The sequence below is a fragment of the Amphibacillus jilinensis Y1 genome, assembly GCF_000306965.1.
GTDB classification, from domain to species: Bacteria; Bacillota; Bacilli; order Bacillales; family Amphibacillaceae; genus Amphibacillus_C; species Amphibacillus_C jilinensis.
The window spans coordinates 15,287-41,335 of the sequence record NZ_JH976438.1 but is presented as its reverse complement, the minus strand read 5'-3'; the positions used below and the strand labels follow the sequence as shown (position 1 = coordinate 41,335).

22 protein-coding genes and 2 riboswitches are annotated in these 26,049 nt (G+C 39.8%); of the genes, 3 read left to right on the top strand and 19 right to left on the bottom strand.

All coding sequences use genetic code 11. The features are described 5' to 3' along the window. Positions 1-105 precede the first annotated feature (105 nt). Complete coding sequence (locus B494_RS0113025) at positions 106-1,359, top strand: methyl-accepting chemotaxis protein (protein WP_017472831.1); 1,254 nt, start codon at positions 106-108, stop codon at positions 1,357-1,359. 122 nt (positions 1,360-1,481) lie between these two features. Here B494_RS0113025 and B494_RS0113020 read toward each other — a convergent pair whose 3' ends face one another. The 16 genes from B494_RS0113020 to B494_RS0112945 form a co-directional block, all read right to left on the bottom strand. Beyond that, positions 1,482-3,092 (bottom strand): hypothetical protein, encoded by a 1,611-nt coding sequence (locus tag B494_RS0113020; protein ID WP_017472830.1) that lies wholly within the window; start codon positions 3,090-3,092, stop codon positions 1,482-1,484. Beyond that, complete coding sequence (locus B494_RS0113015) at positions 3,085-3,879, bottom strand: ABC transporter ATP-binding protein (RefSeq protein WP_017472829.1); 795 nt, start codon at positions 3,877-3,879, stop codon at positions 3,085-3,087. Before B494_RS0113015 ends, B494_RS0113020 begins: the two co-directional genes overlap by 8 nt. A gap of 274 nt (positions 3,880-4,153) precedes the next feature. Next, a complete protein-coding gene (purD, locus tag B494_RS0113010) occupies positions 4,154-5,410 on the bottom strand; it encodes a phosphoribosylamine--glycine ligase (protein WP_017472828.1) in 1,257 nt (418 codons plus the stop codon). A 26-nt stretch (positions 5,411-5,436) separates the two neighbouring features. Continuing rightward, positions 5,437-6,972 carry a bifunctional phosphoribosylaminoimidazolecarboxamide formyltransferase/IMP cyclohydrolase gene (gene purH / locus B494_RS0113005; RefSeq protein WP_017472827.1) on the bottom strand — a complete coding sequence of 512 codons (1,536 nt, stop codon included), beginning with the start codon at positions 6,970-6,972 and terminating at the stop codon, positions 5,437-5,439. 3 nt (positions 6,973-6,975) lie between these two features. Next, positions 6,976-7,557 (bottom strand): phosphoribosylglycinamide formyltransferase, encoded by a 582-nt coding sequence (purN, locus tag B494_RS0113000; RefSeq protein WP_017472826.1) that lies wholly within the window; start codon positions 7,555-7,557, stop codon positions 6,976-6,978. Beyond that, positions 7,547-8,575: a phosphoribosylformylglycinamidine cyclo-ligase gene (gene purM, locus B494_RS0112995; RefSeq protein WP_017472825.1), complete on the bottom strand. Its 1,029-nt coding sequence runs from the start codon at positions 8,573-8,575 to the stop codon at positions 7,547-7,549. Before purM ends, purN begins: the two co-directional genes overlap by 11 nt. Before the next feature lie 18 nt (positions 8,576-8,593). Next, positions 8,594-10,003 (bottom strand): amidophosphoribosyltransferase, encoded by a 1,410-nt coding sequence (gene purF, locus B494_RS0112990; RefSeq protein ID WP_017472824.1) that lies wholly within the window; start codon positions 10,001-10,003, stop codon positions 8,594-8,596. After that, positions 9,979-12,207, bottom strand: a complete 2,229-nt coding sequence (purL, locus tag B494_RS0112985; RefSeq protein WP_017472823.1) for a phosphoribosylformylglycinamidine synthase subunit PurL — start codon at positions 12,205-12,207, stop codon at positions 9,979-9,981. The genes purF and purL overlap by 25 nt, the downstream gene beginning before the upstream one ends. Then, a complete protein-coding gene (gene purQ / locus B494_RS0112980) occupies positions 12,191-12,874 on the bottom strand; it encodes a phosphoribosylformylglycinamidine synthase subunit PurQ (protein ID WP_017472822.1) in 684 nt (227 codons plus the stop codon). Before purQ ends, purL begins: the two co-directional genes overlap by 17 nt. After that, positions 12,871-13,122 carry a phosphoribosylformylglycinamidine synthase subunit PurS gene (gene purS, locus B494_RS0112975; RefSeq protein WP_017472821.1) on the bottom strand — a complete coding sequence of 84 codons (252 nt, stop codon included), beginning with the start codon at positions 13,120-13,122 and terminating at the stop codon, positions 12,871-12,873. Before purS ends, purQ begins: the two co-directional genes overlap by 4 nt. After that, positions 13,119-13,829 carry a phosphoribosylaminoimidazolesuccinocarboxamide synthase gene (purC, locus tag B494_RS0112970; protein ID WP_017472820.1) on the bottom strand — a complete coding sequence of 237 codons (711 nt, stop codon included), beginning with the start codon at positions 13,827-13,829 and terminating at the stop codon, positions 13,119-13,121. The genes purS and purC overlap by 4 nt, the downstream gene beginning before the upstream one ends. A 64-nt stretch (positions 13,830-13,893) precedes the next feature. Further along, the gene (gene purB, locus B494_RS0112965; RefSeq protein WP_017472819.1) at positions 13,894-15,189 is read right to left on the bottom strand and encodes an adenylosuccinate lyase; all 1,296 of its coding nucleotides are present in this window, start codon (positions 15,187-15,189) and stop codon (positions 13,894-13,896) included. Between the two features lie 12 nt (positions 15,190-15,201). Beyond that, positions 15,202-16,323: a 5-(carboxyamino)imidazole ribonucleotide synthase gene (purK, locus tag B494_RS0112960; protein ID WP_017472818.1), complete on the bottom strand. Its 1,122-nt coding sequence runs from the start codon at positions 16,321-16,323 to the stop codon at positions 15,202-15,204. After that, positions 16,310-16,801: a 5-(carboxyamino)imidazole ribonucleotide mutase gene (gene purE, locus B494_RS0112955; RefSeq protein WP_017472817.1), complete on the bottom strand. Its 492-nt coding sequence runs from the start codon at positions 16,799-16,801 to the stop codon at positions 16,310-16,312. Before purE ends, purK begins: the two co-directional genes overlap by 14 nt. A gap of 517 nt (positions 16,802-17,318) precedes the next feature. Beyond that, a riboswitch (purine riboswitch) is annotated at positions 17,319-17,418 on the bottom strand. A gap of 82 nt (positions 17,419-17,500) precedes the next feature. Next, complete coding sequence (locus B494_RS0112950; protein ID WP_017472816.1) at positions 17,501-17,677, bottom strand: NETI motif-containing protein; 177 nt, start codon at positions 17,675-17,677, stop codon at positions 17,501-17,503. Next, positions 17,658-18,308 (bottom strand): DUF2179 domain-containing protein, encoded by a 651-nt coding sequence (locus B494_RS0112945; protein WP_017472815.1) that lies wholly within the window; start codon positions 18,306-18,308, stop codon positions 17,658-17,660. Before B494_RS0112945 ends, B494_RS0112950 begins: the two co-directional genes overlap by 20 nt. Before the next feature lie 111 nt (positions 18,309-18,419). Here B494_RS0112945 and B494_RS0112940 point away from each other — a divergent pair, with 111 nt between their 5' ends. Then, complete coding sequence (locus B494_RS0112940; protein ID WP_017472814.1) at positions 18,420-18,830, top strand: Hsp20/alpha crystallin family protein; 411 nt, start codon at positions 18,420-18,422, stop codon at positions 18,828-18,830. A 277-nt stretch (positions 18,831-19,107) separates the two neighbouring features. Here B494_RS0112940 and B494_RS0112935 read toward each other — a convergent pair whose 3' ends face one another. From B494_RS0112935 to B494_RS0112925, 3 genes are all read right to left on the bottom strand, one after another. Then, a complete protein-coding gene (locus tag B494_RS0112935) occupies positions 19,108-20,406 on the bottom strand; it encodes an NCS2 family permease (protein WP_017472813.1) in 1,299 nt (432 codons plus the stop codon). A 121-nt stretch (positions 20,407-20,527) separates the two neighbouring features. Continuing rightward, positions 20,528-20,628: riboswitch (purine riboswitch) on the bottom strand. A 343-nt stretch (positions 20,629-20,971) separates the two neighbouring features. Further along, positions 20,972-24,421 (bottom strand): ABC transporter permease, encoded by a 3,450-nt coding sequence (locus B494_RS0112930; RefSeq protein ID WP_017472812.1) that lies wholly within the window; start codon positions 24,419-24,421, stop codon positions 20,972-20,974. Positions 24,422-24,434: 13 nt separating this feature from the next. After that, positions 24,435-25,136: an ABC transporter ATP-binding protein gene (locus B494_RS0112925; protein ID WP_017472811.1), complete on the bottom strand. Its 702-nt coding sequence runs from the start codon at positions 25,134-25,136 to the stop codon at positions 24,435-24,437. Positions 25,137-25,422: 286 nt separating this feature from the next. Between B494_RS0112925 and B494_RS0112920 the strand changes: the two genes are divergently transcribed. Then, complete coding sequence (locus B494_RS0112920) at positions 25,423-25,980, top strand: TetR/AcrR family transcriptional regulator (RefSeq protein ID WP_017472810.1); 558 nt, start codon at positions 25,423-25,425, stop codon at positions 25,978-25,980. The last annotated feature ends 69 nt before the right edge of the window (positions 25,981-26,049 follow it).

The window sequence follows — 26,049 nt, the reverse complement described above, 5'->3', positions numbered from 1 at the left end:
TCATCGGTCGCTTGCTTTTTGTTCGTCATCACACAAATTGTTTGTTATAATATGAAGGTCTTATGAAAATCCACATAGAAAAATGACAAATAAAGGAGAATAGCTATGACACACAAAAAAATACCATTTTGGAAAAGACTTCATATTCATGCGATTTCAATATTAGTCATTGTTCTACTAATAAATACAACCGTTTCTGGACTGTTATTAAATTTAATTGAGATGACCGGTATAGAATTGGGGCTAATTGGACAATTTTTAAATGGCTTTATGAATATCATTGTGGCTACCATCTTAATTACCTTGTTTATTAATTACTATATTATTAAGCCGATTCAAACAATCGAGAAAAAAATTTATCAGTTCCAGCAAGGTGACGCTTCTGTCCGAGTAAACGCAAAGAACTCCAATGAGATTGGTGTACTCAGTCATCGTTTAAATGAGTTGTTTATTCAAATAGAACAACATCAAAACGATCAGCAAACCCAAATTAATTTTGTAGAAAACAAATCACAAACCATCTCGGAGAGAGTTGATCATTTAACAAAGGAAATGCGCTCAATGCACCAATATTTTGACGATATTTCGAATAGTGCACTTGAGCAATTAAGTACATTTGAAGAAACGTCAGCAGTAACAGATAATATGAACGATCAATTTCAATCGATTGCTACAAGTATCGGTGAATTGACAGAATCTTTCAATAAAATGCGTGCCAGTACCGATGCTGGCATTAATCAAGTTAATCAGTCGTCTACTGCAATGGAGGAAATCGCAAGTAATTCTGATCAAACCAAAACGATCGTTTCTAACCTTACCAACGAAATCGATAAAATAAAAGGCATTGTCACACTGATTAATGATATTTCTGAACAAACAAATTTATTGGCTTTAAATGCATCGATAGAGGCTGCTAGAGCAGGTGAACATGGTAAAGGCTTCTCAATTGTTGCTGATGAAGTAAGAAAACTTGCTGAGCGTTCGGTTGATGCAACAGACCAAATTGCAAAAACCGTTGATCAAATTTTAGCTGGTGTTGAACAATTTACAACACAAACAGAGACACAGGCGACAAATATAGCTGATGAATCGGGTAAAATCCTAGCGATTAATAATGACTTCAAACAGTTTGCCCAAAATATTGCTGAAAATATTAAGGTGATTGATACGATTAATCAACATACCCAAGATATCTCTAAATCGAGTGTAGAAATTGCTAGTGCAATGGAACAAGCAACAACGAAAACCGAATCAACCACCGAACATGTCGTTAAAATGAATGATGTTATTTCAGAACAACTTAAGCACGCGGAAACGATTAATGATGAAGTTGCTGATTTAAATGCATCTTTTCATTAAGCATAGTAAACCATGCCATGGGCACGGTCTTAGGGTTACCTACTGTAATCCTAAGCCCGTGCTCAGTATTTTGCCGAAACGTTGGAAGAACTAAAATATACCTTCTCAATTTTTCATTTTCATTACAGAACTTTCTTCCACACAAAAAAGTTCGCAATAAGCAACACAAGTAAGTAAATATATAAACCAATTGGGATCAAGGTAAAGGCAAAATGAATAAAGGCAAATATTCCAATTACAAACATGGCAACAAATACTAACACTGCACCCGCTGAATCACTAAAAGAAAAAGATACTGAAAACGGATATGTACCATTGTTAAAGATTTTATGACAGATCACCGTAAATAGGCATGCAGTGACAAGAATAATAAATAAATCAAGAAACAGTGAAAAATCTATCATGACCACATAAACAATCAGCAATACACTCAACAATGGTAAGCATAGTTGAACAAAAAATGCTTTCAATGTCCCACGATAATATAGACTTCGGTTTTCTATCGGTACCACTTTATATATCCATGCACCATTTGCCTTACTAGAATACTTTAACATATAAACCACGTTTGGAATCATCAACAACACAAAGTATCCGTAAAGATAACTAAGACCACCACCGAACCCTTGATCAGGGTTAAATAAATTAAACAACAAGAACAGCGGTAAGATAATTGAAATAGCTAATGAAGGATATACTTTTAATTTAAACTCACGCTCTTGTCGCATCATTGCACAAGCAAAAGTGAAAATCGTCCGTTCTTGAACATCACGACAGACTATCCGACCTATCAACGTTGACCACCAATGTTTTTTAGGCTTACCTGTATGACTGGTCATCAATAGTTTTTGTAAGTTGCGTTCGAAAGTAGGCATCCATTTGAAATAAAGCGATATCGATAATAAAGGAATCATAACAGCAAGTACCGAAGCTATGATCAACACGAATGAATAGTTGTTAAGTAAAAACATCTCAAAAACCGCACTAAACCAAATAGGCGGTAGAAATATGTGCCACCACTGCCAATCGATTGTAATCGATAAGTCAACAACACCAAAAGATTGCACAATCAATTGATAGCCTATAAACAACCCAACAGTTAAAAAGATCTGAATCATATTAATAAGATTGCTTAATTTTTCACCATCAAAAAATTTTAAAATAGCCATATAGAAAAGAGCAGTTATAACCATACAAAATGTTGCATTTAAGATAACGCTTATAAAAAACAATAATGAAAATAGTGGGCCTTGGACCAAACTACTTACTAAAAAAGGGAGCAATAAAAAAGCCCCCGTCAATTGCACCATATAAATGATAACGTGGGTAAACTTTGCTAAAGCCCGTGTTCGCGCATCTAGTGGTTTGGTATCCAAAATCACTTTATCTCGAACATCTAATAAGACAAATGAGAAATCCGATATCATCGATGTTATTAAAATAAACATCATTATAGCAAAGACAATCATCATCTGCATTAGATAAGAATCCTCAGAAATAAGAAATGGGATAAGGAACAAGCCATAAAAAGCATATAATAATAATGATTTAACAAATGGAGACATGATTGGATCTGCACGCTGTTTACCACCTTGCATAATTGTAGGCACACGACGATGATCCATTTTGATTTTAAATGCAATAATTAATCTTAACGAACAATAATCTGCCTTTAACAAACGAAATAGCCAGGCAAATTGATCAAGTATTTTTAATGTTAATGACTCATTCATTATTATCATCTCCATGAATAACCGCCACAACGTCCTCTGCTAATTGTTGATGCTGATCAAAGCCGGTCAGCTGGTTAAATATTTGCTCCAACGTTCCTTCCTTGTTTTTAGCTTTTAGTTGATCGAAGCTGCCATCCGCTACTATTTCCCCCTCATTAAGCAATAAGATTCGATCACTTATCTTCTCAACAACGTCCATAATATGCGATGAATAAAAGATCGTCTTTCCTTGCTTAGCCAATTGCGCCATCATCTCTTTAATAATCATGACACTATTTGCATCTAAACCACTTAACGGTTCATCGAAAAAAATCAAATCGGGATTATGTATTAAACTTGCTATAATTAACAGTTTTTGTTTCATCCCTTTAGAAAACGTACCAATTCTTGAATGGGTCACGGTCTTCATATCAAACTTCTCAAGTAGTACCGCTAATTTCCGCTTAATGATTTCAGCATCCATCCCATACATCTGTCCAACAAAAAGGATGTATTCTTGTGCGGTTAAATCATCATAAATTTCTCCGTTTTCAGGAACATAGCCAATTCGACGTTTATATTCGACTGTTCCGTGTCTAATATCTTGACCAAATACGTGGACGTGTCCTTGATAACGGTCAAGCAAACCTAAAATGATTTTTACAGTTGTGCTTTTTCCTGCACCATTTGGACCAATATAACCAATAATTTGCCCGCGTTTCACATGTAAGTTGATGTGGTTAAGTACTTGTTTTGCATGAAACTGAATGGATAAATCTTTTAATTCAAGTACGAGATCCTCTGACAAATCAATCGCCCCCTTAACTAATCACTTCTTTAACCTTAACATAATTTACTAATGATCACTAAAGATTTTATTACAGATAGCCGGCGCAAATGTCCTGGTTAACTCAACTATCAATCAGTGGGAGGCCAGATCGTAGACTATCTTTAAGAAGGATTACAGACTAAAACCGCCACGTCCTATGGCCCTCCACCCACTGATTGAAAGTTCATTTTAAATGGATCGACGGGTATAGCAAAAGCTTGTCACACATAAACGTGCGACAAGCTCTTTCTCGTTAAGATTCAGTTATTCCTATATCTTTGCGGTAAAAGAAGTGATTCGTTTGATCAAATTGTTTAAGGTAATGATAGATATGGGCTTGTGCTTTTTCAGGTGTGCTATCTATCGCCCCAACCAATAAAACACGCCCTCCATTTGAAACAAGCTCCCCCGTTTCTCCTTGTTTAGTACCGGCATGAATCAGGTAACAATCTGAATCATCACTAAGTTCCGGTAAAGGGACACCTTTGTTATATGCTGCTGGATAGCCGGCTGCAGCTACAACGGTACCGATTGCGTATTGATCACGCCACTTTAATTTTGGATCGGTACTTGACGTCACGTCCTCAATCACTTGAATCAAATCATTTTCTAACAGCGGTAAGACGACTTGTGTCTCAGGGTCACCAAAACGCGCATTAAATTCAATCACCTTAATACCTGACGTTGTTTCTATTAATCCAGCATACAACACCCCGGTATAAGGGTTTCCTTCCTTGACCATCGCTTTGGCGACCGGCTTTATAATCGACTCGACAGTAAATGATACATGAGCAGGGTCTAAGTCTGGCACAGGTGCATATGCACCCATCCCACCAGTATTAGGGCCTTGATCATGGTCGAAAGCGCGCTTGTGGTCACGAGCCGGAATCATCGGGTAAACGGCTTCCCCTTCAACAAAAGCAAATAGAGAAAATTCTTTGCCTTCTAGAAATTCTTCAATGACGACCGAGGCGCCAGCTGAACCAAAACGATTGTGGACAAGCATTTGTTCAACCGCTTGATGAGCTTCTTCAACAGTCATCGCCACGACCACACCTTTACCCGCAGCTAAACCATCTGCCTTCACTACAATCGGTGCCCCTTGCCTGCTTATATAGGCTTTTGCTTGTTCACTATTCGTAAATGTCTGATACTTCGCTGTAGGGATATGATATTTTTGCATTAAATGTTTGCTAAAATCTTTGCTAGCTTCAATTTGCGCAGCTGCTTGTGTCGGTCCAAATATCTTTAACCCTTCTCGCCGGAACACATCTACAATCCCTTTTGTTAATGGAATTTCAGGGCCGACGATCGTCCAATCAATCGCTTCTTTTTTGGCAAATGCAACAAGCTCTTCAATTGCATCATCTTTAATGTCCACACAAATCGCTTCTGTTGCTATCCCACCATTACCTGGCGCAGCATAAACTTGCTTAATACGATCTGATTGATTTAATTTCTTCACAAGCATATGCTCACGTCCACCACTACCAATCACAAGTACGTCCATCTGAATCCCTCACTTATCTTAAAATCTTAATGTTTAAAATGACGCATACCTGTCATCACCATCGCTATACCATGATGATTGCATGCATCAATTGAATCTTGATCGCGCTTCGATCCACCTGGTTGAATAATTGCTGTAATGCCGGCCTTTGCAGCATTCTCAACGGTGTCCGGCATTGGGAAAAATGCATCTGAGCTAAGAACGGCTCCATGTGTTGCCGTACCAGCCTGCTCAAAGGCGATCTGGGCAGCACCGACACGGTTCATTTGACCGGCGCCTACACCGATGGTTTGCTGACCTTTAACGACGACAATCGCATTTGATTTCACATGTTTCACCACTTTCCAAGCAAATAATAATTCTTTCAACTCCGCTTCACTTGGCGCGCGTTCTGTCGCAACAGTTAATTGATCGGCATCAATCTGACCAAGGTCACGGTCTTGAACAAGAAGACCACCAAGGACACTGACGACTTTTTGCGTATCTTGTTTATCTGATTCCATTGATGCTTCGAGTAAGCGTAGATTCGGCTTACTCTTTAAAATATCAAGTGCTTCATGAGAAAAGCTTGGCGCAATCACGATTTCTAAAAAGATGTCTTGCAACAGATGGGCTGTCGCTTGATCCACTTCGCGATTTAACGCAATAATCCCCCCAAAGATCGAAATAGGGTCAGCGTCATAAGCCTTCTGAAAAGCTTGTTCAATCGTCTCACCAATCCCCACACCACAAGGATTCATATGCTTTACTGCAACAGCAGCTGGTTGCTCATCAAATTCAAATACAATTTCTAAGGCAGCATTTGCATCTTGAATATTATTGTAAGATAACGCTTTGCCATGAAGTTGCTTTGCATTTGCAATTGACCCACCATTTATGATCGGTTCTTGATAAAAAGCAGCTAATTGATGTGGATTTTCCCCATAACGTAGCGATTGTACTTTCTCATAAGTAAGGGTTAAGGTTTCGGGGGCGTTCTCTTCTGTTATTTCAGCAAAATAATTAGCAATTAACGCATCATAATGTGCTGTATGACGAAACACTTTTGCTGCTAATTGCTTGCGGAATGCTACAGTGACTTGCCCGTCATTTAATTGTGATAGCACCATGTCATAATCTGTGGGATCAACAACAACAGTAACATCACGGAAGTTCTTTGCTGCTGACCTTAACATCGTTGGTCCACCAATATCAATATTCTCTATCGCATCAGCCTCTGTTACACCTGGTTTTGCAATCGTTTCTTTAAATGGATACAAGTTGACGACAACGATATCAATCGGTGTAATCCCCCGCTCGGCTAATTGATCTTTGTGTGATGGATCATCACGACGAGCTAATAAACCACCATGGATGGCTGGATGTAGCGTCTTCACACGACCGTCCAAAATTTCATCAAAATGAGTAACAGCTGATACGGGTAAAGCCTCGAGTCCAGCTTTTTCTAACGCTTTTAACGTCCCTCCAGTTGAGATTAATTGATAACCAGCTTCGACTAACCCCTTTGCAAATGGCACAAGATTATCTTTATTTGAAACACTTAATAACGCTCTTTTCGTCAACGTCTATTCCCCCTCTTTGATTAGTTGCTGAATCGTTTTGGGATACAACATATGCTCAACTTCTTGAAGCTTACATTGTAACCCCTCACGTGTCATGTCTTCTTCAATTTTAACAGGTTGTTGTGCAATGATTTTCCCGGTATCCATACCTTGATCGACATAATGAATCGTCACGCCAGACACTTTAACACCAGCCTGTAAAGCTTGACCGATCGCATCTAGACCGGGAAACGCAGGGAGTAGCGATGGATGAATATTTATCATTTTCCCTTGATATGCTGACAATAACGTAGGGCCGACAAGGCGCATATAACCAGCTAAAACGATCCAATCTACCTTTACCTCTCGCAACTGCTTGGCAATTTCTGCTTCAAAATCCGTTTTCGTTTGATAATCTTTTGGATTAAAAACAAAGGTAGCGACTTTGTTTTGTTCTGCTTTTTCAATCACTTGCGCACCTGGCCGATCACAAACCAGTATAGCCACTTCCGCATCCAGCTCACCTTGCTTAATGGCTCGATCAATCGCATCATAATTACTCCCGGTTCCAGAAGCAAAGACAGCCAATTGCGCCTTATCCTTCAATGCATGTCACCCCTGTCTCTGCAACTACATTGCCAATATGATAGGCTGCTTCGCCAAGGTCTGTCAATAATTGCAATGCCAACTCTTTTTGCTCAGCATCAATAACCATCGCCATGCCAATCCCCATATTAAATACACCAAATAAATCTGAATCTGTTAACTGAGCTTGATCTTTTAAAAAAGTGAAAATAGCTGGAATCTCCCAACTAGACGTTTGAATGATAGCACCAAGGTGATCGGGTAAAGCACGCGGAATATTCTCGTAAAAGCCGCCCCCAGTAATATGACTAATCCCTTTAATCGTGACGTTCTTTTTTAATGCCTTAATTGCTTTCGCATAAATTCTGGTTGGTATTAATAGTGATTCACCAATCGACCTATCGAGTTGTTCTGGGACATCCGTTAATTTAAGTTGCTGATCAGTCAAAATCTTTCGAACTAACGAAAAGCCATTAGCGTGTACACCACTTGAGGCTAATCCGATAATACAATCCCCCGCCTTAATCGTTTCGCCTGTGATTAAATCAGGTTTATTTGCAATACCGACAACGAAACCAGCGAGATCATATTCACCTGGCTGATACATATCAGGCATCTCGGCGGTTTCTCCACCTATTAGTGCTGCCCCGCTTTCCACACAGCCATCGGCAATTCCTTTAACAATTTGTTCGATTTGTTGAGGTACATTGCGGCCACAAGCGATATAATCAAGAAAGAACAACGGGTCCGCCCCTTGAGCAATGACATCATTTACACACATGGCAACTAAATCAATACCGATTGTATCGTGCTGATTTAATTCAAAAGCAAGTTTTAGCTTCGTCCCAACACCATCTGTTCCAGAAATAAGCACGGGTTGATCGTATCTGAATCCAGTAAGATCAAATAAACCAGCAAAAGCACCGACACCACCAAGGACTTCTGGACGATCGGTTCGTTTTATATGTTTTTTCATTAACTCAACCGCTTGATAACCGGCATGCACATCAACACCGGCAGCTTTATAAATATCACTCATCATTATTCGCTCCTGTCCTTAATCTTTGTAAGCTGGTATAACCGTATCCGGATAGATTTCGGTTGGATAATTGCCCGTAAAACATGCATGACAAATACCTTCTTCAACTGAAGGCTCTTTTACAATCGATTGCTCTAATCCCTCGACAGATAAAAAGGCCAGGCTATCTGCGCCAATTTGTTCACACATTTCTTCAATCGAATAATTGGCAGCAATGAGTTCACTTTTAGTTGACGTGTCAATACCGTAATAGCACGGGTTCATAATCGGTGGAGAAGCAATCCGCACATGCACTTCTGTTGCGCCAGCTTCCTTTAGCAAGCGAACAATACGTCGACTTGTTGTCCCTCTAACAATTGAATCATCAACCATTACGACACGTTTCCCTTCAACAATCCCCCTAACCGGAGATAGCTTCATTTTCACACCTTGCTCTCGCAATTCTTGTGAAGGTTGAATAAACGTTCGACCGACATAACGATTTTTGATTAACCCTATTTCATAAGGAATACTACTCGCTTCAGAAAAACCAATCGCAGCAGAAATACTTGAATCAGGAACGCCAGTAACCACATCAGCTTCAATCATCGATTCTTTCGCTAACTGTTTCCCCATTATTTTTCGACTAGCATGAACATTTTGACCGTTGACATTACTGTCAGGGCGTGAAAAATAAACATACTCCATGGCACAAAGTGAGCGACGCATTGGAGAACTGAATACACTTGACTTCAGCCCATCTTTGTCAATCGTAATCAATTCACCTGGTTTTACTTCTCGTAAATACTCAGCCCCAATTAAATCAAAGGCACATGTCTCAGAAGCGACCACATAAGCATCACCTAATTTACCTAATGAGAGCGGACGTAAACCCCTTGGGTCGAGTGCTACGAATAACTGTCGCTCTGTTAGAAAGGTAAATGCATATGCCCCTTTGATCATGCCTAATGCTTGCTTAATTGCTTCCTCTAAACTAAGGTAACCACTACGTTTGATTAAATGGGCGACAACCTCTGTATCAGAGGTCGTTTGTAAAATGCTTCCTTGTGCCTCGAGTTGCGCTTTTAAAGCAAATGCATTGACTAAATTCCCATTGTGGGCAAGAGCCATACTCGATGTTTGTGAACGAAATAATAAGGGTTGTACATTTTCATATCCACCACCACCTTGTGTGGCGTAACGAACATGACCAATTGCAGCAGTACCGGTCAATTCTTTTATCTGTCCTTCTTGAAAAACATCATTAATTAAGCCTATCCCCTTATGAAGGTGGAGTTGATCACCATCACTTGTGACAATGCCGGCACCTTCTTGCCCACGATGTTGCATGGCGTGTAAACCATAATACGTCATCTCCGCGGCTTTCTCATGACCCCAAACTGCAAAAACACCACATTCCTCATTTAAGCCTTTGATTTCAGCAAGCATGGTATAGCTCCCTTCCAGCGTGATTCTAACACTGTCATTGGTTTGCTAATCAGCATGTTATCATTGATCGTGATCTTTAAATCAGCCGTCTCAGTGACTGTACCAATCGGTGCTGCATCTTCAATTTCCGCGAGTACACGTTTTTTGTCAGCAGGCGCAACCGTTATTAAAAAGCGTGATTGACTTTCGCTAAATAACATTGTTGTTGCATCACCAGTTAATTGAACGTCAGCACCTAATTGCTTAGTTGAAAAGAGCGATTCAGCTAATGCAACAGCTAACCCACCTTCAGATAAGTCATGAGCTGATTTAACAAGGCCTTTTTGAATAGCTGATAACAGTTGATTTTGATGCTTTTGTTCTATGGCTAAATCGATCGATGGGGCTTTACCATAGTATTGTTTTTCTAATAGATTTTGCAACTCACTGCCACCAAATTCCGGCTTGGTTTCACCAATAAGGATAATCACATCACCGCTAGCTTTAAAGTGTGAAGTGGTAATATCCTTCGTTGATTGATGCAACCCTACCATACCAACGATCGGTGTTGGGAAAATCGATTGACCATTTGATTCATTATAAAGTGACACATTCCCACTAATAACAGGCGTATTTAAGGCTAAGCTAGCCGCTGCCATCCCTTCAACACTTTTCTCCATTTGCCAGAAATTTTCTGGTTTATCAGGATTACCGAAATTTAAACCATCTGTTAAAGCAAGGGGTTTTGCCCCTGATGCTATAATATTACGGGCCGCCTCAGCAACAGCAATCTTCCCACCCATTTCTGGATCTAAATAGATATAACGGGCATTACAATCTGTTGTGATCGCAATCGCTTTATCGTAACCTCTAATACGAACGACCGCCGCATCAGAACCTGGTGCGACAACTGTATTAGCTTGAACCATCGAGTCGTATTGATCATAGACGTATTCTTTACTAGCAATCGTCGGTTGAGCAAGTAATTGTTCCAATAGCTCACCATGATTCGTTACCTTTGGATAGTAAGCAGGCATCGCTTGAAATTTTTCATAATAAGCAGGTATTTGTGATGGTTTATTGTAGACGGGTGCATCTTCAGCTAAACTGTCAACAGGAATATCACAAACGACCTTTCCTTGATGAAGTAAGCGAAATTGCTTATCATCTGTAACTTGCCCAACTGCGACAGCCTCTAATTGATATTTTTCAAAAATAGACGTGATTTCATGTTCGCGACCTTTTTCAACAACAAGTAACATCCGTTCTTGTGATTCAGATAACATCATCTCATATGCCGTCATATTCGCTTCACGCTGTGGAATCAAATCTAAATTCATTTCCATCCCCATGCCTGCTTTACTCGCCATTTCACTTGCTGAAGACGTTAGACCCGCAGCTCCCATATCCTGCATCCCAACAAGGGCATCTGATTTAATTGCTTCAAGGCAGGCTTCAATTAATAATTTCTCCATAAACGGGTCGCCAACTTGAACGTTTGAACGTTTGCTTTCTGAGTCCTCCGTTAGGTCTTCAGAAGCAAATGTAGCACCATGAATACCGTCTCGTCCTGTTTTCGATCCTACATAAAGCACGGTATTACCGAGTCCAGCCGCAATACCTTTTTGAATATCTTTTTGATCGATCAGACCGACACACATCGCATTAACAAGAGGGTTCCCTTCATAACATGCATCAAATTGAATTTCTCCCCCTACAGTAGGAACACCAACACAATTACCATAACCAGCAATACCATGGACCACTTCATCAAATAGGTACTTCACACGACCCGTTGTTAGCGGACCGAAGCGTAAGGAATTGAGTGAGGCAATCGGACGTGCACCCATCGAAAAGATATCACGAATAATCCCACCAACTCCAGTAGCTGCACCTTGATAAGGTTCAACTGCTGAAGGATGATTGTGACTCTCTATTTTAAAAGCAACGGCTTGACCATCACCAATATCAACAATACCGGCACCTTCACCTGGTCCTTGGATCACTTGTTGACCCTCGGTTGGAAACTTGCGCAATAATGGCTTTGATGTTTTATAACTACAATGCTCTGACCACATCACGGAAAATATCCCAGTCTCTGTAAAGTTAGGGCGTCGACCTAAAATACCCACGATCGATTGATATTCTTGATCGGATAAACCCATTTCTCGATAATGTTTTTCTCTTTCAATGGTCTCAGGGCTAACTTCAAGCGTTTGTAACATAGCTTTCCCTCCAATTTACCAGCATTGACTTAAATAAGTTCAAGCCATCTTCGCTGCCTAAAATAGCTTCCGTTGCACGTTCAGGGTGTGGCATCATGCCAAGAACATTTCCTTTTTCATTAACAATGCCGGCAATATCCTCAACCGAACCATTCGGGTTATTTTGATAAGTAAAGACAATTTGATTATTTGCCTTCAACTGAGCAAGCGTGGTTGGATCACAAAAATAATTGCCTTCTCCATGAGCAATCGGAATCGAAATCATTTGCCCTTTTTCATATTCCGAAGTAAATAATGTTTGGTTATTACGAACGACTAAATGCTCATGATGACACAAAAATTTTAATCCCTTATTCCTTAATAACGCCCCCGGTAAAAGACCGGATTCGAGTAAAATTTGAAATCCATTGCACACCCCTAATATCGGTGTGCCACGATCAGCTTCGCGGTGAAGTGATTTTACAATTTCTGAAGTTGAGGCAATGGCGCCACAGCGTAAATAATCACCATAAGAAAAACCCCCAGGAAGTAAAATCGCATCATAGCCTTCAAGAGATGAATCTTGATACCAGACCAACTCAGCTTCTGCTCCAAGTGCATCTTTGGCAGCATAATACATATCACGATCACAATTTGAGCCAGGGAAAACAATCACAGCAAACTTCACTGAACAACGCCCTCCTCAATGGTATAGCTATAATTTTCAATCACTGGATTAGCCAAAAGTTTCTGACACATTTGCTCGACTTGCTCTGTTACCTGTTCACTATCAGAAAAGGTCATCTCAATCAACTTACCTACACGGACGTCTTCAACACCTTGATAGCCTAGCGTATTTAAAGAGCCTTCAATCGCTTTCCCTTGGGGATCAAGGACACCCTCTTTTAGCGTGATATGAATATTAACTTTAATCATTTTACTGCCTCCAGTCGTTTTAGTATCGTATCATAGACGGTTATTAAATCACCGGTACCTTGTCGAAACACATCTTTATCTAGTTTAGCTTCAGTCGTTTTGTCCCAAAGTCGGCACGTATCTGGTGAAATTTCATCAGCTAAGACGATTTCTCCTAATCGATCACGACCAAACTCAAGTTTGAAATCTACTAATTTAACTTCAATCGTATCAAAGAAACTTTGCAGTACATGGTTCACCTTAAGAGCATAGCTTTTGATTTGATCAAGCTCTTCGACCGTTGCATCTGTTAAAAGCAAAGCATGTTGGTCATTAATAATAGGATCATCAAGCGCATCTTCTTTAAAATAGAATTCAATCAGAGGTGGATCAAAAACAGTCTTTTCTTCAATGCCTAATCGTTTGACAATGCTACCTGTTGCTAAATTACGAACAACGACTTCAAGTGGAATGATTGTCGTTTGTTGGACAAGTTGTTCTGTATCACTTAACGTTTGTTTGAAATGACTTGGAACACCATGATCCGCTAAATAGGTAAACAAGTAAGCTGAAATTAAATTATTATACCGGCCTTTCCCATTAAAAGAGGCCTTCTTTTTTCCGTTAAAGGCAGTCGCCTCATTTTTATAAGAAAGCACAAGTAAATCCGATTGATCGGTTGTATAGACTTGCTTAGCTTTCCCTTCATATAAAAGCTGTTTCTTCATCAGCTACACCCCTCTATTGTGATATCCTTCTATTTAAAACAACGTAACCAAAGGCAAACCTGATTTACACAAGTTCAAGCCGTTCAAAAATTTGATCAACATTTTTCAGATGATAGGTGTAATCAAAACAATCATCAATTTGCGCTTCAGACAATAGTCCTGTAATCTTTGGTTCTTGCTCGATCAAACGACGGAAAGACGTAGCCGTTTCCCATGCTTTCATGGCATTTGGTTGAACAAGATCATAAGCCATTTCTCGACTCATCCCCTGATCAATCAATGAAAGTAATACGCGTTGTGAGAAGATCACACCATAGGTCCGATCAATATTGCGTTTCATATTATCAGGAAATACGGTTAAATTTTTAACAATATGACTAAACCGATTAAGCATATAATTTAAAGCGATGGTGGCATCTGGTAAAATCACTCGTTCAGCTGAAGAGTGTGATATATCACGTTCATGCCACAATGCGACATTTTCATAAGCTGTCATCATATAACCACGAATCACACGTGCCATCCCCGTCATATTCTCAGATCCAATAGGATTCCGCTTATGCGGCATAGCTGAAGAACCCTTTTGTCCTTTAGCAAAAAACTCTTCGACTTCACGTGTCTCTGTTTTTTGTAAACCTCGAATTTCAGTCGCAAACTTTTCGATTGATGTTGCGATTAGTGCTAATGCAGACATATATTGCGCGTGGCGATCGCGTTGCAACGTCTGGGTTGAAACAGGAGCCGGCTTTAGTCCAAGCTTTTCACAAACATAAGCTTCAACTTTGGGATCAATATTGGCGTAAGTCCCAACCGCGCCGGACAATTTACCTGTTTCAATTCCCTCTGCCGCTGCATTAAAGCGTTCAAGGTTACGCTTCATTTCTTCATACCATAATGCCATCTTCAATCCAAAGGTCGTTGGTTCAGCATGCACACCGTGTGTACGTCCCATCATGACGGTATGTTTATGCTCGATTGCTTTATTTTTTAAAACATCAATAAATTGTTCAACATCGTTACGAATAAGGACGTTTGCTTGCTTTAGTAAATAAGACAAAGCTGTATCAACGACATCTGTTGAGGTCAAGCCATAATGCACCCACTTTTTCTCTTCACCAAGTGTCTCTGAGACCGCTCGTGTAAAAGCGACAACATCGTGGCGTGTTTCTTGCTCAATCTCTAAAATACGATCAATACTAAACGAAGCATGTTGACGAAGTTTCTTCACATCAGCTTGCGGGATAACACCAAGCTCGCTCCATGCTTCACAAGCTAGAATTTCTACTTCCAACCATGCTTGATATTTGTTTTCATCTGTCCAAATTGCACCCATCTCAGGTCGCGTATAACGTTCAATCATCTTTATGTCCCCCTAAATTAAATGTTGTTGCTTTAAATATTGCACCAATTGTTGACGATCTTGGTCAACAAAGGTAAGGTGACCTACTTTTCGTTTTGGTTTAAGCTGATCCTTGCCATACATATGAACATGGGCACGCTCAAGCCGTTCATCATTTGAAAAATAAGTATCTATATTATCACCAAGTAAGTTGATCATTACCGCTGCCCCGTGAAAGTAAATGGGAAGTAGCGGTAAATGACAAATCGCTCGAATATGTTGCTCAAACTGTGACACATTACAGGCTTCAATGGTATAGTGTCCAGAATTGTGCGGTCGTGGTGCTAATTCATTGATAAAGACCTGATCATCTTTAACAAATAACTCAATCGCAAATGTACCAACCACACCAATCGTTTCTGCTATTGATTCTGTCGCCTGTTTCGCTTTGTTTATGACGATTGGTGAGACACGAGCGGGAACCGTTGTTGTATGCAAAATATGATCGCGGTGAACGTTCTCGCCAATCGGAAAGAAAGTAATCTCACCGTTGATACCCCGTGTGAAAACAACCGATATTTCGCAATCAAAACTGACCCACGCCTCATAAATAAGGCGTTGATGCTTTGTTAAAAATGTCGATGCTTCTGCTAAATCAGCTTTGCTCGTTAACTTTATTTGCCCTTTACCATCATAACCACCGCGACATGTTTTTAGCACAGCGGGGAAGCCAATCGTGTTCACTGCTTCTATTAGATCTTCGTTGGTTTTTATGATTTTAAATGGGGCTACTGCTTGTCCGCTAGCGAGCATCGCCTGTTTTTCTTTTTCACGGTCTTGGGTAATTTCAAGCGACTTGGCGCCTTGTGGCAAACACCCCTGCTTTTCGAGATAGCGTGCCATTTCAAGGTCGACATTCTCAAATTCATAAGTTACTAGATCTGTTTTGTCAGCTAATGTTTTGATGGCTGTAAAATCGTCATAGGAGGCGATAATTTGCTCGTCAGCTAATTGTGCTGCTGGGCAGTTCGGTGTCGGATCAAGTACGATCAGACGATAACCCATGTGACGTGCTGTTGTTGCCATCATCCGACCTAGCTGTCCACCACCAATGATCCCGATTGTTTTCCCAAAGCAAAATTCATTGTTCGGCAAGCTGATCCCTCATTTCCGACACTTTTTCACGCATTTCCGCTTGATAAGCGGTTAATTTAGTCGCTAAATCAGCATCATGTGTTGCCAAAATTTGCGCAGCAAGTAAACCTGCATTTTTCGCACCAGCAACACCAATAGCAACCGTTGCGACAGGGACACCGGCCGGCATCTGTACAATCGATAGTAAAGAATCAATACCATTCAATGCTTTCGATTGAATCGGTACACCAATAACCGGTAACGTCGTTTTTGCAGCAACCATACCTGGTAAATGAGCGGCTCCACCTGCACCAGCAATAATCACACGCAAACCTTTTGCACGAGCTGATTCTGCATATTCAAACATATCTTCAGGTGTCCGGTGAGCAGATATCACTAACTTCTCATAATCAATTGCTAAATAATCGAGCACCTCACATGTATTCATCATTGTTTGCCAATCTGAAATGCTTCCCATAATCACACCGACTTGAACCATCTTATCCCCCTTTTCCTAAATATATAAGAAGAACGCGCATTTACTTATTTTCATCAAATGAAGTCGCTCTTCTTATACTTTCCTCTTTTAAATACTTAATGATTCTTCATTTTTATTTTATACAATCTAACCTTATAAAACGAACCTTTGATTGGATCAAGGCATTAGTAGCCGTTATATCTGGTCTAAATAGATCTGCTCTACGCTCTAGTTTGAGGCGGCATTTTATTGACGGCTATCGGTGATTAAAAAAACCTATCCACTTCTCCCATTTATGAGAGAAGATGAATAGGTGAATTGGCGTTTACACACCAATGAACAATCACTGTCTGAACCAATAGTCAGAACAAAAGAACATCACAACATTAAATAAATCTTCAATCAGCGGTTTTTTCGTTTCTTCTCCTACTGATTGGATCAGGACATTAGCGACCGTTATTACCCACCTCAATAGATTTACCTCTACTGAGGTGGGTGTTTTACGGACGGTTATGTGATCGTTGATAGATTGCTGTTGTCATGCTTCATCTTCCCTCATAGTCCATTATTTACGGTAACGGGTAGAAACTTTTGAGCCCTATTCTCAAATTTATATGAGGTCAGTTTTTATATTCATTCATTATCATTACTGCATGTTTATCATAACAAGGACGCCTTTATTAGTCAACAAAAAATCGAACGATAAATAAATAAAAAGACCTATTGTTCGTCTTTGTTCACAATCGCGTCAAAAACAATCTTTTTTCCAATCGGTTGATAATCAACTTCTTCATTTTTGATCACTTCTCTAAAAATCGGCTTTTCTATCCTTCTTGCCGGCTGATACCCCGCTGCTTTTATCCGATCTATACACTGATCAATCGTCTCGTTGTCCATCACTTCGAATTGTTTCTTGTTTTGGCTGTTCTGCCGTTTCATTCGTTTGTTGGTCAGCTTTGAACCGCTCAATTTCTTCTGCTTCGACACTTTGCTTAATCTTTCCTTTCTTAACTTGTTTAACCCAGAAACCACCATTAATATGTTTAGGTTCATAAGATATAATGAAGGCTTTAGGATCCATCGTCTTAATCGTCTCATACAGGTGTAGCTCATACTTTCTTGGCGTCAAAATTTGCATCGCTAACCGATCACCATCCATGCCATACGCATACCAACTGGTGACACCATAACCTTTTGCACGCAACTCTCTTGAAAAAGCAATACCAGGATCAGATGAAATTACATTAACTGTTATGTAACCTAATGCTAAGCGTTCCTCAATTTTCGAGCCTACAATGACCCCAATACCGTAACCAATTCCGTAGGCAAGTAAATTTTCGATCCGATCAAGATTATCAAGTACAAGACCGAGTCCTAATGTATAGATAATAATTTCAACCGTTCCAATCATTGCAGCAATATACTTCTGTCCTTTTAAAGTGAGAATAACTCTAATTGTTGAAAAGGATACATAAATAATGTTAATCGCTAATATAATTGAAACCATTATCATCGCACTTTCTAACATATGCAACCCTCCTAGCTCCATTGTATATGACTTATTCTTATTTTTCCAATGAACCTTCTTATGCAAATGGGCATATGTTAAGGATAGGATGACATGGAGGAGGTTCAGTTTATGCAACAATGGAAAAAGAATTTCGATCATTTTTTTGGTGATCAATTTTGGCATTCCTTTGAACACATCTTAAAGCCACCTATTCCACAGACGAATATCTATCAGCTTGATAAAGAAATCACGTGTTATGTCAACGTCCCAGGTCTAGAGGATGTCAATGCCATTAAACTTTACGTTAAAGGGAGTCGTTTATTTATTATTGGCGAAATCCCCTTAAATCAAACAGAAGGCCAACTTATTCAGGATGAAATTGTACATGGTGCGTTTGAGCGATCAATTGATCTCCCTTATTCAGTGAGACCCGATCAAATACAGGCGTCTTATCGAGCTGGTTTACTTATTATTCGATTACACCGACAGTTAGATGAGGATGCACCTTCTACAACGATTCCTATTGAGAAAATAGATTAAACATACTTTTTTTGGACTATATCAGTGCAAAAACATAATAAAAGCGAATGATCCCGTCAACTAAATCAACGGATCATTCGCTTTTCACTTTGTTTCTTCTATCCCGGATAACCGTCCTTAAAACGTCTGCTTTAAAATAGAGAGCAGCGCTCGCCTATTTAGGCGGGCGAAAACGGACGCTAATGTCTGTCCTTATTCACTCAATGAAACAAGCTGCAAGGAACGAAAATCCCCACTAAAGATTTACTTTTATTTTTGGCTAGACCTTTTTTTCACCTTACTCAGCTAAGAAGATGAGGAATAACACAAATATAACAGATAGTCCCCACATTAATGGGTGAATGTCTTTTGCTTTACCACGCGCTGCCATCGTTATTGGATAGAATGTGAAACCAACAGCGATCCCTGTTGCAATACTATACGCTAGTGGCATCATAATCACCGTTAAAAACGCTGGAACAGCAATTTCAAATTGATCCCAAGCAATATCTTTTAACGTTGAAGCCATCATCACACCAACAATAATTAATGCGGGCGCAGTCACTGAAGATGTGACCACATTTAAAAGTGGCGAGAAAAGTAATGCTAACAAGAAAAACATAGCCGTAAAGACTGACGTTAAACCTGAACGCCCGCCAGCACCAACACCTGTTGCCGATTCAACATATGAAGTGGTTGTTGAGGTACCTAAGACGGCCCCAGCTACTGTTGCTGTTGAATCTGCCATGAGCGCACGACCGGCACGCGGTAATTCATTATTCTTCATAAAACCAGCTTTTTCTGCTACCGCAACAAGCGTACCTGCCGTATCAAAGAAATCTACAAATAAGAAAGTTAAGATAACACCTGCCATTTGTATCGTAAAAATATCTCCAAAGTTAGCAAAGGCTTGACCAAAAGTTGGCGTTAAGCTCGGGACAGGAGCAAAAATTGAAGACGGTAAATCAATTTGTCCAACAATAATCCCCGCCACTGCAGTTATCACCATACCATAAAACACACCACCATTAACTTTTAAGGAGATTAATACCACCGTAACAATTAAACCAAAGATAGCAAGTGCCGTTGGTCCGTAAGTGAAGTCTCCTAAAGCAACAATCGTCGCCTCATCAGCAACAATAATTTCTGCATTTTGAAAACCAATAAAAGCAATAAACAAGCCAATACCAGCACCTACCGCTAATTTCAATGTTGGTGGGATCGTGTTAATAATTTTTTCACGTACACCTGACAAAGTTAACAAAATAAAGATTAGACCAGAAACAAGCACACCACTTAAAGCTGTTTCCCAAGGGATACCATAGCCTAAAACAACCGTATAAGCAAAGAACGCATTCAAACCCATACCTGGTGCTAATGCAATCGGGTATTTCGCATAAAGTCCCATAATTAATGTACCAATGACCGCTGACAATGCCGTCGCTGTATAAACAGCACCTTCATCCATACCCGTTGCTGCAAGCATTGGTGGGTTAACAAATAAAATGTAAGCCATTGATAAAAAGGTCGTTAAACCTGCGATAAATTCAGTTTTCACATTTGTACCCAACTGATCTAACTCAAAGAAATTCTTCATAAATCCTCGCTTCCCTTCTTTTTCGTCGCGTAAAAAAGCACACCCTTAACAATATAATCAAGGATGTGCTCAGCCAGTCAGAAGTAGAAAATAGATTGATAAATAAGCATTAATAAGACATATTTCTTCTATTCTTCTGCGTAGACAGACCATTTACGGTGGTCGGTAGAGACTCTAGAGCCATATCCTCAAGATTATACGACGAATTTAAATTTAATTTTTAATACAGAAATAATCATACTAGGGAACCCATCGATCGTCAAGTGAAAAAACGAATGTTCACAAAAAGGATATATCCATCGTTCGGATATACCCTTTTTCGTCATGTCTCTCTTATTTTTATTGGTTGTACAATAAATGACGTTGGTGAGTAAAAAAACGCACTAACCTCACATGATGCTTGAAGCGCAAAGGAAATATACTCGCTTTCCGCAGGCACGGCTTCAAACACAAGATAATTTAGTTGACTACTAGGACTTACCAGCGTCATTTGACGTAGAACCTTTTTAGTTGCGTAAATTAAGGCACTAGCATCGGTTATCTGTGATACACAGCTAATCGCTTATCATTCATTTGATTTTAATGCTTCAATCATATCAACAGATTTTAATTTGCGATGCATAATCCACATCACGAATGTAGAAAAGACAAACGTCAAAATCGCCGCATATAAGTAGCTCGACCAATGTAAGTTGGGGCTAAACATCATATTATCCATTGAAGCCGTCTCCAATACAAATACATGGAGAATACGGCCGAAAAAACTACCTGCAACAATACCCATTATCGTTAAAATTAAATTTTCACGATAAATATACATCGTCACTTCACCGTCATAAAAACCAAGCACTTTAATAGTGGATAATTCTCGAATCCGCTCAGATACATTAATATTTGTCAAGTTATATAAGACAACAAACGCCAACCCTGCTGCCGCAATAATTAATACAATAACTACGACATTTAAGCTTTCCATTGAATCTTCAAACGTTTCAATCATGCTTGCATTAAATGATGTGGTAACCACCATGTCTTCTTCCATCAATCGATCAGATAAAGCATCTTCCCAGTCACGATCTTGATCATAGTTTAATAAATCTGCGTTGAAACGAATCGGTTCATCTTTAACTTGGGCGCGATATACAGCTTCAGTCATATAGAGATAATGCCCCGTGTAGTTCTCGGTGATTTCCGCAATTTCAATTGGATAGGATTCATTATCAGCATCGGTAATGGTAAGGGTGTCACCCTGCTGGACATCAAATAACGTCGCTAACTTCTCGGAGACAATCGCTCCATCGTCGGTTAGTTGATAAGGTTGGTCAGATGTCCGATCAGTTAAATGAATAAAATCGGTTAACCTGTTGGGCTCCTCTGGTACAATGACATGAACATCTTGACTATTTTGCCCCGTTTGAGCAACTTCGTATTGTTCTTGATACACGGTTAAATGATCATCCAATCCATCCCACTCAGCAATAAGTTGATGATAAGATGTCGCATCTTGTTCAGATGCATCTTGATCAAGGATAACCATTGCATTATACTGCATCACATCACCAAACTGTAATGTTGTCAAACCTTCAACGGCTCCCTTCAAACCAAAACCGGTCACAATTAAAGCTGCGCAACCCGCAATACCAAACACCGTCATTAACATCCGTTGCTTATATCTAAATAAATTTCTAGCCGTTACCTTTTCAATGAAACTTAGGCGTTTCCACAATGGTGTAATGCGTTCAATTAATATCCGTTTCCCTATCTTCGGCGCGCGCGGGCGCATTAAAACAGACGGATGGCTTCTTAAATCAACACGAAGAACAATCCACGCGGTCAACACAGTTGATAGTAAAGCAATCGTCAAAGAGATCACAGTATACAACCAATAATTGGCCAAAATTAAATCAGGTAGATTATAAAGCATCCGGTATGCATCATATATAATGCGCGGTAATATCAAGTAACCTAGTAATAAACCAAATACTGTACCAAGTAAGCTTGCACTAATCGCATAGGCAAAATACTTTAAGGATATTTCGCCGTTCAAATAGCCTAAAGCTTTTAATGTTCCAATTTCTCCACGTTGTTCTTCAATCATACGTGTTATCGTTGTTAATGTGACCAACGCTGCAATTGCGAAAAAGACCACCGGAAATATAGAAGCTAAATCGCTTAATCGATCTGCATTATCAGCATATTCAATAAACGCACCATTGTCTTCTCGAATAAATGGATAGTAGCTTGGCTCTTCAAGGTCTGCAAGCTCAACACGGGCCTCTGCAATGTCTGCCTCTGCCTCTTCTATTTCAGCTAACGCATCTCCCTGTTCATCTTCAAAGGTAGCCAGACCCTCATCATATTCTGCTTCCGCCTCTATAAAGTTAGCCTGTTCCTCATCAAGTTGGGCTCGCCCCGATTGATAGTCATTCCATCCTTCGTCCAGTTCAGTTCGAGCTTGATTGAGCTCGGCTTGCCCCCTATTTCGTTCACGCTCTAAACGTGACTCCTGCTCAGTTAAAGTCGCTTTGCCTTGATCAAGTGCTTCCTGTCCAGCCTCTAGTTCGGTGCGTCCAGAATCAACTGCTTTTTGCTGATCACTAACTTCTTCCACGGCTTGATCCAGTTGTACCAAGCCGGCTTCAAGTTCGGCTTCCACTTGGTTTAACAGCTCCTGAATTTTGTCGGCATCTATCTGCCCCGCAAAATAGGCGGTTAATAGATCAGCCAACGTCTGTTCTCCCAATTCAATAGAAGCCGTTTCTTCTATAATTGCTACTCTTTGCTGCTCAGGCACATACTCAACTGGCACGTCAAACAACGGATTGAGCTCAGCACGAAGTTGTTTGAATTCTTCTTGTTGCTTAACAAGTGTTGCACGTTGCTGATCAATTTCTTTTTTGGCATCGGTTAGTTCAGCTGAGCCTTGTTCAAGCTCCTTCCGTCCCTGATCAAGCTCTGTCTGTTGGCGTTTAAGTTCGGCTTTTCCCTCTTCAAGCTGTTCTTCTCCATCTGCTATTTCGTTCGTAAAGCTTTCCAAACCCGCTTGATAATCTCGTTCACCTTGCTCGAGGTCTGCTCGGCCTTGCTCTAGCTCGGCTTCTGCTTTAGCGATCGCCTCTCTTCCCTCATTTAACTGCTCTTTTGCATCATCTAATTGCTGACGTGCTTCATCTAGCTCGGCTCGCCCATCAGCAATCTCCGCCTCTGCATCAGCGATGTCTTCCTCTGCTTCATTTCGAATCGACTCAAGACGTTCAGGTCCATACGCTTCTAAAAGCTGTTCAATTTCAGTTTGGTGTGAACGACTAAGCTGTTGATAATCACTTCCATACGTATCGAGTGCTCTTAATCCAGTAAAAGTGGCGAATAAATCGGTATAGACCGGTAAGTTAAAGTCATCTTCGATAATAACCCCGAATGCATCAAGTTGCCCACGTCCTATAGTGGTTTGACCTCGCGAATCTTCAGTAATATAACGTGGGCTTGTAACAAACCCAACAACTTCGTACGTCGTCACATTGAATTGCTCCGCTAGGTCTGTATCTTGCTTATCAGCGTAAAGTGTAATTTGGTCACCGATTTCATATTGGTTACGAATCGACTCATGATTATCTAAAGCAATCTCACCGCTATTTTCAGGGAGTCGCCCACTATTGACTATATATTGATTTAATTGCTGGTCTTGATGATAACCGATTAATTTCATAGCTAAACGTTGCTCACCAGCTAATACATCTTGACTATAACCAGCTTCGAGTTGCTCCGTTGCTTGATAGTCTGCAATCATTTGTATTTCTTCATCTTCAAAACCCAGTGTTGATTGGATATGGATATCATAAAGATGTTGTTGATCGAAATAATCATCAGCTGTTGTTAACATATTTGGACCTGTTGCCTGTAGCCCTGCAAAAAAACCTACCCCTAAAAGGATTAATATTAAAATAGACAAAAAGCGCGCTTTTGAAGTCCAAATCTCTTTAAAAATCAGTTTTCGTAATGCTGTTTTTTTACCCACTAATCACGCCTCCTTACCATTCTATCTCTTCAACCGAACGTGGCCGTGGATTTAAAATCGTTTCCCTTACCTTTGCATCATTGATATAAATAACGCGATCAGCCATGGGCGCAATCGCTGAATTGTGGGTAATAACAATAACTGTTGTTCCGGTTTCACGTGCTGTATTTTGTAATAACTTAAGGATTTGCTTGCCTGTTTCAAAATCTAATGCTCCTGTTGGTTCATCACAAAGCAATAGCTTCGGATTCTTCGCCAAAGCACGCGCTATCGCAACCCGTTGTTGTTCCCCACCAGAAAGTTGGGCAGGGAAATTAGCGACTCGATCGGCTAAGCCTACATCATTCAACACGCCATCAACATCTAAAGCATTTGGTGATATTTGTGTAGCCAATTCAACATTTTCCTTTGCCGTTAAGTTAGGCACAAGATTGTAGAATTGAAAAACAAATCCAACATCATCACGACGATACTGAGTTAATTGCTTCGTTGAGTATTCAGCAATATTATGACCATCGACTAAAACCTTTCCTTCGTCAGGTGTATCCATGCCACCTAGAATATTAAGCACGGTTGACTTTCCCGCACCACTTGGACCCAGGATAATCGCAAACTCACCTTGTTCTATCTCAAAGGAAATACCATTGTTTGCCACAATAGTATTTTCACCCATTTTATAACGTTTATGTTCATCAACAACTTCAACATAGCTCACAGATTTTGCCCCCTTTAAAATGTCCCATAGACCATTATACTACAAATAAAGTGCATCTTATCACCAGGTCAATAATGCCTTTAACATATATTTATCTTTCCGTTCAGCCACTGTTGACCACTATTCATAAAATTGATATATTCCATTATAAAGACAGCGTGTTGGGTATTCAACATACAGTTCTTTTAAAAACGTACAGTCCCCAACAAATATGACTATTATGTTGCCGTACTAACATTTTCATTATTATTGTATAGTTTGATATGCTTAGGTAGGAGGAGTTGGAATGGATCGAAGAAAAAAATACACAAGAATGGTGTTAAAAGAAGCGCTAATCAACCAACTTAAAGATAAATCTATCTCTAAGATCACCATTAAAGCATTATGTGAGGAAGCAGACATTAACCGTTCAACCTTTTATGCCCACTTTCGTGATGTCTACGATTTACTTGATCAGATTGAAACAGAAGTGATGAACGACATGGAGCAAACATTAATCGCATACTACCATGTCAATATAAATGAAGCGGATGAAATGGTGATTAAATTATTAGACTATATTGTAGCCAACCAAGATATATGCTTAACACTCCTAAATGAAAAAGTGAATGCAGGCTTCCATGACAAAATCACGAGCATGGCTCATAATTTTGTTGTTCAAGGGTTTTTAGAAACAAATAAAATTGATGAAGAACTGGCGGATTATATAAGCACATATATAATTAGCGGTAGTATCCGCCTGATCGAAACATGGCTAAAAAATAATTCCACCAAATCGTCTGTTGAAATGGCTGATATTATAATGCGTCTCGGTCAAAATGGTATAGGTGCATTTGAAAAGTAATGCCTTGCTCTCTCTTTATCAATGCTAACGATTTGAATTTTCATTTTAGCATAAACACATTTTAAAGAG